Genomic DNA, 10619 nt, shown 5'->3' on the forward strand with positions numbered 1-10619 from the left:
CAGACGCGCGGTCATCCGCCACGAAGCGAGGACGCCCGTGACCGAGCACGTTGATGTAGGCGCAACGCCACCGTCGAGCTACTTCGGCGCGGGCGCCGCCGCCGGGGCCTGGTCCACGCGGGCCCGCACCTTGTCTTTGAGCGCCGCGATGCCCTCGGAGTATGCCTTCTTGGCGGCCTTGATGCGTTCTTCGACGTTCTTTTGAAGGTTCTTCGCTTGGGTCTTCGAGGACTCGAGCGCGTTCTTGCTGCGGATCATATCGGCGATGCGCGCTTCGCTGGCCTTCTTGTCGGCGTCGGTGCGGCCGGGTTCTTTTTGGAAGTTGCGCTCGGACTCGATGAAGCCGTCGGCCGTCTTCTGCACTTGGTCCGCGTCCTCCACCATGCGATCGAGGCGGACCTTTCGCTCCACCAGCTCGATGTTGGCGAGGTAGCTCGCGTAGCTGATGCTGTCGGCTTGCTTCTCGAGCACGGTGGCGTTGTCCTTGCCGAGGCCCTCGCGGTATCGCTCGATGATCAAGTGCGCCTCGTTGGAGGCGCGCAGCCGCTTCTCGAGCTGCGTGTCGACACCTTCCTTGAGGGCGTGCGCGGCGACCCCGCTCAACTCGACATCACACGACTTTTGCTTGGCGACGTATTGGCAACTTCCGCCGACCTTTCGCGCGATGTCCGTTCCCTCGGCGTCGAAGAAGGCCCGCGCGCCCTCGATCTCGCGATGGCGTTCGGCGTAGGCGTAGCTCTTACCTGCTTCGTCGGCGCGCTCGTAAATGGACTGTACAATCTTCCAGTCCGGCTGCTTTTTCATATCGTCTGGATAGCGCGGCATCTCGCCCACGACGCGCTGCACCTCTTGCTCGCTCTGCGCGAAGCCGGAGCCAATGGCCTGCAGGTCATTGGGATAAACCTCGGCGTACGTGGCCTGCGTCGCCGACGACGCGATCTCCGGCCCATTTTTCGAGGGACCGCAGGCGGCCATGGCAACGACGAGGGGAACGAGGGCAGCAGCGCGGAGCGAACGTGTCCAAAGCATGCCTACCGCTTATCACGATTGGCCCCGAGGTCCATGGTCCAGAGGCGGCGTCATCGGCAGAGCAATACGGCGGACGGTTCCATGGATCCGCAAATGTACGGTTCGCGTCGCGCGCCGCCATATCGATTTACCGTTAGGGTACGTTGTTTCAGATGAACCATACCTATGCGCTGGAACCCAGTCGGGCAGACATGGTGGCCATGGGCGAGGCCGCGCTCGATTTCATCAACCGCTTCATCGAAGGCCTCCCGCACGCGCCCGCGGGAGGCAGCGCCCACGATCTCGAGCGGGTGGTGAAGGAGGTCCTCGCGCCGCCGGCCGAGGGCGGCGCGCGGTTCGAGACCTTGCTGGCCACTTTCGGCCGCGCGGCGGCGCCGGGGTTGGAGACCGCGGGGCCCGGCTACCTCGCGTACATTCCGGGCGGCGGTTTGCCCGTCGCGGCGCTGGCCGAGTGGCTCGCGAACAGCGTCAATCGCTACACGGGTTTTGCGGCGACGGCGCCCGCGCTCGTGGCCATGGAGCACGGCGTGGTTCGCTGGCTCTGTCGCGAGTTCGGCCTGCCCGAGGGCGCGGGCGGCCTGGTGACCACCGGCGGCTCGATGGCCACGTTGACCGCGGTGGTGGCCGCGCGGCACCAGCGCCTGGGCGAGGTCATCGAACGCGGCACGATTTACGTCTCGCCCTACACGCACCACTGTTGCGCAAAGGCCGGCGCCATCGCGGGCATCCCCGCATCGAGGGTCCGCAAGGTGCCGACGACCGAGGATCTGCGCATGGACGTCGCGGCCGCACGCCGCATGATCGAAGCCGATCGCGCCGAGGGCCTCCGCCCTTTTCTCGTGGTGGGGTCCGCGGGGACGACCGACACCGGCGCCATCGATCCCCTGGGGGAGCTCGGCGAGCTGGCGCGCGGCGAGGACATGTGGTTTCACGTCGACGCCGCCTACGGAGGCTTCTTTCAGCTGACCGCGCGCGGCCGATCGCGGCTCGCCGGGATCGAGGCGGCCGACTCCATCACCCTCGATCCGCACAAGGGCCTCTTTCTGCCATATGGCACGGGCATGCTCCTGGTGCGCGATCCGAGCGCGCTCCACGCGGCCTACTCCGGCAGCGGCTATGTGCTGCAGGACATCGACGGCGGCGCCGCCCTGCCCGACTACGCGGAGCTGGGCCCCGAGCTCACGCGCGAGTTTCGCGGGCTGCGACTGTGGCTCCCGCTGCACCTGCACGGGGTCTCCGCCTTCCGCATGGCGCTGGACGAGAAGCTCGATTTGAGCGAGTACGTGCACCGCGAGCTGAAACGCGAGCCGCGGCTCGAGCTTCCATGGACGCCGCAGCTGTCGGTGGTGGCCTTTCGGGGTCACGGCGGCGACGAGGGGAATCGCCGGTTGGCCGAGGCCATCAACGGCAGCAAACGCATCTTCATCTCCAGCACGCGCATTCGCGGTGAATACTTCTTGAGGCTGTGCGTGCTCGCGTTCCGGACGCATTTCGATCGCATCGAAGAGGCCATTGCCATCGTCCGCCGCGCCGCTTCGATCTAGAGGAAATCGCTTTCAGGCGCATCCTTTCGTGCGTCAACCAAATAGGCGACTCGCAGCATGCGACGTTCGAGCGCACCTTCATCCCGTCTCCCAGGGGTGGGCTGCTCGCGACGCTCGGAAGGTCGCTGGGATCTCGGCCTGCCCCACCCGAGGAAAGGTTGGATCACTCATGAAAATTGCGACTTCATTTCTCGTAGCGTCGGTGTCCTTGTTGGCGGCATGCAGCGGTGCGGGCGACGCTTCGTTCGGCGACGAGGCCGGCGCGACGAACGACACGAACGAGACCTCGGAGCAGGCGCTCGGTAAGCCGCGCGCATCGCTCGACCACCCCGACTTCGTGCGCAAGATGCGCGATCCGGCCAATTATCGGGTCAATCGCGAGCCCGGCGCGCAAGAGAGCATCTGCGGCATCGATGATCTGCAGCACGTCAACTCGTACACGGGGACGTTGGGGGTCAGCGTGGCCTTCGTGAACGCGCACAAGCGACCGGTGGGCGCCATGGAGACGAGCCCCACGTCGGGCAAATACTGTTCGGGGACGTTGATCACGAGCACGCTGTTCTTGACCGCCGGCCACTGCGTGGACTCGACCACGGTGGGCGATTACGTGTCCTTCAATTACGAGCTCAACGCCGCGAAGACCGCCCTGCTCGCGCAAAGCCATTATCAGATCACGGGGATCGTCGAGGACAGCTTGGGCGGGCTCGATTATGCGATCGTGCGGCTGGCCAACAACCCCGGCGCCACCTGGGGCACGACCGCCAGCCTCGCCACCGATCCGGCCGTCGGGGCCACCCTGGCGATCCTTCAGCACCCCAACGGAGAGCCGAAGCAGATCGAGGCCGGCACCCTGGCTTCGATCAGCGGGAACTACCTGCGATACGGCAACATCGACACCGAGCCCGGGAGCTCGGGATCGGGCATCCTGAACTCCGCGGGCCGGCTCGTCGGCGTTCACACCAACGGCGGCTGCACGGCGAGCGGCGGCACGAACAGCGGTGTTCGCATGTCCAAGATCGCCGCCGTGTCGGGCATCCTCTAAAAGGCTGCACGAAGCGCGATGCGCCCGTCGAGGACCGCGGTGCGTGCGGCGATCGACGGGCGCCCGGCCGTCCGAGGGCGCGACTTTCCATGGGCTCGAGCTCGGCGCCGAGCTTACGGCGCAGGCGTGCTCTCGTCGCGGTGCGCATTGGCATCGACGAAGGCGGTGGCATAGCCATGTTGTGCGATGAAGAACGCGTGAAGCGTTCCATTCCACCCGAGGTACTGAACGGGAGACCATGCACAGGCGCACTGCGGCGACATCAACGCGGCGGCGCGTCGTCGTGCGATGGTGCGCGCAGCATAACCGAGCGCGATGGCCGCCGCAGCGACCGCGAGCGCCTCCGCGATCCCGCCGGCGACGAGCACGACGAACGCGATGCACGCGCCCGCGACCAAAAACGCGCGCAGCGCGACGGAGCCGTCGTACCACTCGTTCATATGGCGCGCGCACTCCGCGCAGCACGGAAACGTCCATGTTTTCGTGCGCGAATGAACCAACTTCACGCCGCGCGTTCGCGACGCCCAGACGACCAACTCGGGATCGGGCGGACGACCGCAACACGCGCATAAGCGCGGAAAGGTCAGGACGGCGCCGGAGACCTCGATACGCACGACTCGTTTCATCGTACATATCGGATTAGGAAGGTCGAGGCACACGAGCCTCGATCCATTGAAATGCGCTCTACCGTAACGCTTTACGGCGCAGCTACGACGGCCAGCGTCATGCGGGACGCGCGCTATGGTTCGGGTCCATCCAGAACGTTTCCCACAGATGGCCGTCGAGATCCTGGAAACGCCAGCCGTACATGAAGCCATGGTCCTGCGGATCGTTCGCCGGCGTCGCGCCCGCGGCCAGGGCCTTCTTCACCATGTCATCGACGTGCTGCCGGCTGTCGACCGACAAGGCGATGATGGCCTCGGCGCTGGCCGTCGAATCGACGAGGGCCTTCTTGGTAAAATCCTTGAATCGCTTCTCGGCGAGCAAAAGCACATAGGCGTGCTCGTTGACGATGACGCACGTGGCGTCGCGGTTGGTGAAGCGGGGCTCGAACGAAAATCCGAGCTCGGCAAAGAACGCGGTCGATTTATCCAGATCATGGACGGCGAGGTTGAGAAACAGCTTTCGAGACATGATGATTGGCTCCCTACGAATGATTGATTCGTTCGAATGAACGCGAGGATGATCGAGAAAGATTTTCCAGCTCCACGATGGCGGCGCCGGCGCGCTCTTCTTCGGCCATGATCGCCGCGAGGCGCTGGGCGGCCACGGTGAAGGCGGGCTCGCTCAACAAGCGGCGCGCCGCCGCTTCGATTCGGGCGGCGCTCGCGCGCGCATCGAGCCGGAGCCCTGCGCCCGAGGCTACGAGGCGCGCGCCGTTGTCGTGTTGGTCGCGGCCCATAGGGAGGCAGAGCACGGGGACGCCGAAGGACAGGGCCTTGAGCAAGGTGCCGTGGCCTCCGTGCGTGATGCAGAGGGCGGCGTGCCGGAGCACGCACCCGTGGGGCGCGGAGCGAACGAGCTGCACGCGGTCGCCATGGGAGAATCGCTCCGGATCGATGGCGGGGCCGGTGGTGAAGATGGAGTTCGTGGGGAGGCACCCCAGCGCGTCGATGATGCGCTGGAGGGTGGCCTCTTGATTCATGAACATGGTGCTGAGGCCGACGAGCACGAGCGGCGCCGTTTGGGCGGGCGGCTCCCAGGGCGATACCCAATCGGGATCGGAGAGCTCGGCCCCCACGTGGCGCACCTTCTCCGGATATGCGCCTTTGAAATCGAACGCGGCCGACGTCAGCACCAGCACTTTGGAGGCGCAGCCGACTTGATCCCAAAAGGCGCCCAGCGGTGCGAGGCCGCGCGCCTGGCGAAGCCGGTTGAGGGCGGGCAAGCCGCGGTTCCAGAGCATGAGGGAGATGCCGGTGACGATGCGATCGCGCAGCCGTGAGAGCGGGCCCGTGGCCGGAAGAAAGCCCGTGCCAAACGGCGGCACGCCCGGTACGGGGAGCACGTAGACATTGGGGACGAGCGCGATCCGCGGCACCCCGCGGGCCTCGGCCGCGACCAGGGCGCCAAAGAGCAGATATTCGGAGACGACGGCGTCGAAGGGCCGTTCGTTCAGCGCCAGATCGACGTCGGCCGCGTACGCCTCCGCGGGCCCCATGACGAGCTTTTCGCGCAAGAGCGCGATGAGGCGCGCGGGGTTTTTGATGTCGTAATCGTTCACCAGGTCTTGCTCGCGGCGGCGCGAGGTTCGCGAGGGGGCGCGCTCCCAAGCTCGAAAACGCGCGCCGGTGGCGCGGGCTTCGCCGGCCATGGTGATGTCGCCCAGCACCGTGACCGCGTGGCCGCGGGCGACGAGCTTTCGGACCAAGGACAAGGCGGGCGGCACGTTGCCACCGCCCTCCCAGAGCGCAAAGAGGTAGTTCATGATCGTGGGGTTCAGGCGTCGCGGGGGTTCAGTCGTCGCGGTGCGGCTTCGTACGCTTCTTGCGTTTGTCGTCCTTGGTACGTTTGGCGCGTTTGGTATCTTTGATATCGTTTACGCCAAACAGGGACGCGCGAACGAACGTCCCGAAGATGCGGGCGGTCTCGTCCCGTGAGACACCCAGATCGCGCCGGAGGAGCTTCCACGCGTACACATCGGTGGCGGCGTGCAGCGCGGCCAGCGTTTTGGCGCGTTCGCCGTCGCCCCGGGGGAGGTGCGGCGCGCAAAGGCGATCGAGCCATTGCCGGTGGCCGGCCCTGCCCTCCTCGAGCAGCGATCTGGCCACCGGCAAGCTGCTCTCGAGCGCCAAGAGCCGGATGTTGCCGTCTCCGGTGCGTTCGTAATTGTCGATGAGGACCTCGATGCCTCCATCGATGTCGCCCGGCTCCACGCCATCGCGCCCGGAGGTCACGCGGCGGGCGACGATCTCGAGCAGCCCCTCTTTGGAGCCGAAATGATTGAGCAAGGTCTGCCGGGATACGCGCGCGGCCTCGGCCAGCGTTTGCAACGTCACCTCTTCGTACGGGCGCGAGAGGAACTGTTCGACGCCCACGCGGACGATGCGCTCGCGGGTGTCGTCGGCCGACTCGGCCCGCGCGGTCTGGTGATACGGCCTCCGCTCGGATTTCATTTGACTCATGGTCCAACATATTGGACCGTCAGTCAAATCAAATTTGGACGGGCGGTGGGAGGCCCGACTTTCCCGCGGGGATGGGTCGTTGCACGGTGCAACGCCCGCGTGGTGCAGGCGCAACGCATCGCCGCGGTGGAATGGCGGTCCGAGCGCCGATCTTCGACGGCACGAGCGTTGCGTAGAGCATCCCGTAACGGCATATGGAAGACAGCTGGAAGACGGCCGCGAGCGAGGCCATGAACCGTTATGCGTGCGGGAGCGAGGAGGCCTTCTCCGAGCTCTACGATCTATTGGCGCCGTGGCTCGCGGGGCTGATTCGGAGACATACGCGCGACACCGCGCTGGCCGAGGACATGCTGCAGAAGGCGTTCATGCGCATTCACGTCGCGCGCCGTCATTTTGCGCAGGGCGCGGCGGTGACGCCTTGGGCGTATGCCATCGTGCGAAGCGTCTTGGCCGACACCTTTCGCGGCGTCAAGCGTTCCATGGGGGAGACGGAGGCCCCGCCGGAGAGCCCCTGTACGAACGCGGCGCTCGACGAGATCGTGGGGCAGCGAAAGCTGATACGAAGCATGCAGGCGGAGCTGGCGAACATGCCGGAGGCGCAGCAAGCGGCGTTCGAGCTGGTGTTTCACGATGGGTTGTCCACCACCGAGGCGGCCCAGGCGCTGGGGACGTCCGAGGCCGCCGTGCGGCTGCGCATCCACCGCATTCGCGAGCGGCTGCGCCATACGCTGGGGGGCGATTTCGTCGAGGAGCTCGGGGCGCTCGCATGACGGCGCGCGAGCTGAAGATCCGCATCCTCGAGGCCGCGCGCGAGACGCCTTCACCGACGCGCAGGACGATGCGGCGGGAAGGGGGCTTGGCCCTCGCGGGGTCGGGCGCCGTTTTGCTCGCGTTCTTCTTTGCGCTCGACGGCCCCGAGCACGGGCTGGGGCGGCCGCTGTGGTTTTGCGCGGCGACGTCGCTGGGCTGGGCCTCGGTGGCCGCCGTTTCCATGTGGGTGGCGCTGGCGCGAGGCCCCTTTGCGCTCGGCCGCAGCCGCGCGTGGCTGCTCGCCATGACCGTGGGAACGCCGGCGGTGCTCTTTGCCATGATGTTCGCGTTCGTGGTCCTCCACCCCGAGGGCAAGCTCGTTCACCCCGAGCGACTGGGCGCGAAGTGCTTGGCGCTGACCATCGCCGCCGGCGCACCTCCTTTGATGGCGCTGGCCACATGGCGGCGCGGCAGCGCTCCGGTGCACCCCGTAGCCTCCGGGACGGCGCTCGGGGTCGCGTGCGGATCGTTGGCGGGTGTGATGGTCGCGATATGGTGCCCCGTCGTGACCCTCGCGCACATAGCGCTGGGACATATTCTACCGATAGGCGTAATGGGCATTGTGGGCGCCTTGGTCGCGTCGCGGATCCTGGCGATGCCGGGTTGATCCGGCTCGAAGTCGTTCATTTGGCGCGGTTGGCCGACGGGTGCAAATACCCCCAACTGATTGGTCGTCCACGAACATTGAAATGGGCGTTTTTTTTGGAGGGAAGCTCGCTGCCTTTCTTGCGTAAGACGGAATGCCGTGAGAAAGGACCCCATGCAAAACAAACTTCGCGTCTTATCGGTCGGGATTTTCTTCTTTGCGGGCGCCCTGGGCGCGGTCGCATGTTCGAGCAGCGACGACAAGAAGTCGACCTCGGGAGAGAACCCGAAAGCCGGATACGTCACCCTCACCAATACGAAGCTCACGGTCGGGGGAACGACGGTGGGCAACTACACCGTGGCGGCCGGCTTCATCGATGGCAGCGGCACCAAGATGTCCGGCGAGCAAGCGTGCGAGACCTCCAAAGAGGCGAGCTGCGAGATCAAGATCTGCGAGCTGCAAGGGCAGGACGGGGGCGCCGACAACGACGCCGGGCTACCGAAGATCGTCCACGCGGGCGTGATCGATATCACGGGCGCGCAGCTCCCGGTGACCAAGCTCTCCCCGGATTCGAGCGGATCGTACAAGTCGATCGCCGATAGGAAGTCGGTTTGGACGGGCGGCGAGGACATCAAGATCCACGCGGCCGGCAACCCGTCGGGGGTCGGGGAGTTCACGGCCAACATGAAAGCACCGTCGCTCGTCAAGGTGGCGGGGCCGGCCTGGGGCGCGACCTCGGTCAAGATCCCGCGCTCGAAGGATCTCGACCTGACGTGGTCGGCGGAGGGCACGGCGTCGGGTCAGGTCAAGGTGATCCTCATGGATCAAGGCAAGAGCAAGGTCGCCAGCGCCGAGTGCTCGTTCCCGGCCACGGAGAAGAAGGCGAAGATCCCTTCGTCGGTGCTGGGCAAGCTGCAGGCAGGTCAGGGCCTCTTCTATGTCCGCGCCTACGAGGAGGCGACGCAGGCGGTCAGCGGCTACGAGGTGAAGCTCACGCTCACCGCCCCGGCCGCGCGCGAAGGTGGCCAGGCCACCAGCGTCGCGATCTTCGAATAAGACGGGCGCGCCGAGCTTCTCCGCGAAGGGCGTGCGGCGTGCACCGCCTGCGCCCGATCGAGAGAAGCTCGGCGGCGAGGATCGTTCAATTGGTTGTGGAGCACACGTTTTGCGCGGCGCTCGCGCGGGCGAGGTGGCGCTCGCGAAAGGTCACTTTGACCCCGGTGGAGGGCATGAGAAGGATGTTCTTGCGCACGACTTGGATGGCCGAGGGCGGCTCGGCGAGGGTGAGGTGGGCGCGGAGCAAGACGGTGGCCAGAACGACCTTCATTTCGTAGAGGGCGAAGGGCATCCCAAGGCAGCGGCGGCCGCCGGCGCCGAACGGTAGCCAGGCGTACGGATCGGGCTTTTTTCCGAGGAAGCGCTCGGGCCGGAAGGTGTAAGGGTCGGGGTAAACCTCGGGCCGGAAGTGGGTGAGCACCGTGCACGGCGTGATGATCATGCCGGGGGACACGTCGTAGCCGCCGACCTCGAAGGGGACGGCCGCTTTGCGCGAGAAGAGCGGGACGACGGGCCGGATGCGGAGGGACTCGTTGATGACGGCGTCGAGGTACTCGAGGCGCCCGAGGTGCTCGGGCAAGAGGACGCCGCCCGGGCCCACCGTGTCGTGCACCTCCTGGGTGGCGCGCTCCAAAATGGGCGGGTTGACCAAGAGCTGCTCGAAGGCCCACGCCAGCGCATCGGCGGTGGTCTCGTAACCGGCGGCGATGAGCGTTACGAGCTCGTCGCGGAGCTCGTCGTCGGTGAGCGGCTCGCCATTTTCATCGCGCGCTTCGATGAGGAGGCTGAGGACGTCGGTGCCCTTTTCGCCCGGGCCGAGGGCGCGGCGGCGCGCGATTTCGTCGTAGAAGCCGCGGTCGTTGCTCCGCTTGGCGCGGGAGGCGGGGAGCCAGGGCACGGAGCGGAAGAGATCGAGGCCGCCGTAGCCGGCGAGGAGGAACACCGGCGACTCGACGGTGCGAATGGTCGCGAGGAAGCGCTCGGCGAAGGGCGCGATGGCCCGAGAGTCGGTGATCCCCACCACCGTGCGCAGCATGTTGGTGAGGGCGATTTCATCCATGCGCGCCTGGATGGGAAAGGGCCGGTCGCGCGGCCATTTCGCGATGGACGCGAGGGTGACGTCGCGCATGATCTCCGCATAGGCGCGCATGCGATCCCCGTGGAAGGGCGGCACCAAAAGGCGCCGGGCGCGGGCGTGGGCGGCGCCGTCGAGCACGACGACCGAGTGCTTTCCGAGGAAGGGAACGAGCGGCGCGTTGCCCTCCCCCGAACGAAGCACGTCGGGAGACGCCACGCATACTTGCCGCACGTGCTCGGGAGCGCTCACGACGACGAACTCGCCGAAGCCGGCCATCTCGATGCGAAAGATATCGCCATAACGCTCCGCCCATTTGCGGAGCATGTGAACGGGCTTGCTCATGTAAAAC

At 66.5% G+C, this 10619-nt stretch carries 11 protein-coding genes; 5 read left to right on the forward strand and 6 right to left on the reverse strand.

Annotated elements, in window-relative coordinates:
* Positions 1-78 precede the first annotated feature (78 nt).
* Complete coding sequence (locus tag LZC94_37615) at positions 79-1029, reverse strand: hypothetical protein (protein ID WXB13550.1); 951 nt, start codon at positions 1027-1029, stop codon at positions 79-81.
* Between the two features lie 152 nt (positions 1030-1181).
* Between LZC94_37615 and LZC94_37620 the strand changes: the two genes are divergently transcribed.
* Together LZC94_37620 and LZC94_37625 are read left to right on the forward strand one after the other, a co-directional pair.
* On the forward strand, positions 1182-2573 hold the full coding sequence (locus LZC94_37620) for an aminotransferase class V-fold PLP-dependent enzyme (GenBank protein ID WXB13551.1): 1392 nt from the start codon (positions 1182-1184) through the stop codon (positions 2571-2573).
* A 169-nt stretch (positions 2574-2742) separates the two neighbouring features.
* Positions 2743-3615 (forward strand): trypsin-like peptidase domain-containing protein, encoded by an 873-nt coding sequence (locus LZC94_37625; protein WXB13552.1) that lies wholly within the window; start codon positions 2743-2745, stop codon positions 3613-3615.
* Between the two features lie 113 nt (positions 3616-3728).
* On the opposite strand, the gene LZC94_37630 is transcribed toward LZC94_37625, so the two are convergent.
* From LZC94_37630 to LZC94_37645, 4 genes are all read right to left on the reverse strand, one after another.
* Positions 3729-4241 (reverse strand): hypothetical protein, encoded by a 513-nt coding sequence (locus LZC94_37630; GenBank protein WXB13553.1) that lies wholly within the window; start codon positions 4239-4241, stop codon positions 3729-3731.
* A 97-nt stretch (positions 4242-4338) separates the two neighbouring features.
* Positions 4339-4749 (reverse strand): glyoxalase/bleomycin resistance/extradiol dioxygenase family protein, encoded by a 411-nt coding sequence (locus LZC94_37635; GenBank protein ID WXB13554.1) that lies wholly within the window; start codon positions 4747-4749, stop codon positions 4339-4341.
* A gap of 13 nt (positions 4750-4762) precedes the next feature.
* Positions 4763-6043 (reverse strand): glycosyltransferase, encoded by a 1281-nt coding sequence (locus tag LZC94_37640; GenBank protein WXB13555.1) that lies wholly within the window; start codon positions 6041-6043, stop codon positions 4763-4765.
* 28 nt (positions 6044-6071) lie between these two features.
* Entirely contained in the window at positions 6072-6740 is a 669-nt protein-coding gene (locus LZC94_37645; protein WXB13556.1) for a TetR/AcrR family transcriptional regulator, read from the reverse strand.
* A 194-nt stretch (positions 6741-6934) separates the two neighbouring features.
* Here LZC94_37645 and LZC94_37650 point away from each other — a divergent pair, with 194 nt between their 5' ends.
* The 3 genes from LZC94_37650 to LZC94_37660 all read left to right on the forward strand — a co-directional run bounded on the left by LZC94_37650 (position 6935) and on the right by LZC94_37660 (position 9192).
* Positions 6935-7510 carry an RNA polymerase sigma factor gene (locus tag LZC94_37650; protein ID WXB13557.1) on the forward strand — a complete coding sequence of 192 codons (576 nt, stop codon included), beginning with the start codon at positions 6935-6937 and terminating at the stop codon, positions 7508-7510.
* Positions 7507-8157, forward strand: a complete 651-nt coding sequence (locus LZC94_37655) for an NrsF family protein (GenBank protein ID WXB13558.1) — start codon at positions 7507-7509, stop codon at positions 8155-8157. Before LZC94_37650 ends, LZC94_37655 begins: the two co-directional genes overlap by 4 nt.
* A 153-nt stretch (positions 8158-8310) precedes the next feature.
* A complete protein-coding gene (locus LZC94_37660) occupies positions 8311-9192 on the forward strand; it encodes a hypothetical protein (GenBank protein ID WXB13559.1) in 882 nt (293 codons plus the stop codon).
* An 85-nt stretch (positions 9193-9277) separates the two neighbouring features.
* Here LZC94_37660 and LZC94_37665 read toward each other — a convergent pair whose 3' ends face one another.
* Positions 9278-10612 carry a cytochrome P450 gene (locus LZC94_37665; GenBank protein WXB13560.1) on the reverse strand — a complete coding sequence of 445 codons (1335 nt, stop codon included), beginning with the start codon at positions 10610-10612 and terminating at the stop codon, positions 9278-9280.
* Between the last annotated feature and the right edge of the window lie 7 nt (positions 10613-10619).

This window comes from Sorangiineae bacterium MSr11954, assembly GCA_037157815.1.
In the GTDB taxonomy this organism is placed as follows: Bacteria; Myxococcota_A; Polyangia; order Polyangiales; family Polyangiaceae; genus Pendulispora; species Pendulispora albinea.

Excerpts from the sequence above, each read along its gene's own strand:
- LZC94_37615 (WXB13550.1), bottom strand. The coding sequence starts at position 1,029 with ATGCTTTGGACACGTTCGCTCCGCGCTGCTGCCCTCGTTCCCCTCGTC.
- LZC94_37620 (WXB13551.1), top strand. The coding sequence starts at position 1,182 with ATGAACCATACCTATGCGCTGGAACCCAGTCGGGCAGACATGGTGGCC.
- LZC94_37625 (WXB13552.1), top strand. The coding sequence starts at position 2,743 with ATGAAAATTGCGACTTCATTTCTCGTAGCGTCGGTGTCCTTGTTGGCG.
- LZC94_37630 (WXB13553.1), bottom strand. The coding sequence starts at position 4,241 with ATGAAACGAGTCGTGCGTATCGAGGTCTCCGGCGCCGTCCTGACCTTT.
- LZC94_37635 (WXB13554.1), bottom strand. The coding sequence starts at position 4,749 with ATGTCTCGAAAGCTGTTTCTCAACCTCGCCGTCCATGATCTGGATAAA.
- LZC94_37640 (WXB13555.1), bottom strand. The coding sequence starts at position 6,043 with ATGAACTACCTCTTTGCGCTCTGGGAGGGCGGTGGCAACGTGCCGCCC.
- LZC94_37645 (WXB13556.1), bottom strand. The coding sequence starts at position 6,740 with ATGAGTCAAATGAAATCCGAGCGGAGGCCGTATCACCAGACCGCGCGG.
- LZC94_37650 (WXB13557.1), top strand. The coding sequence starts at position 6,935 with ATGGAAGACAGCTGGAAGACGGCCGCGAGCGAGGCCATGAACCGTTAT.
- LZC94_37655 (WXB13558.1), top strand. The coding sequence starts at position 7,507 with ATGACGGCGCGCGAGCTGAAGATCCGCATCCTCGAGGCCGCGCGCGAG.
- LZC94_37660 (WXB13559.1), top strand. The coding sequence starts at position 8,311 with ATGCAAAACAAACTTCGCGTCTTATCGGTCGGGATTTTCTTCTTTGCG.
- LZC94_37665 (WXB13560.1), bottom strand. The coding sequence starts at position 10,612 with ATGAGCAAGCCCGTTCACATGCTCCGCAAATGGGCGGAGCGTTATGGC.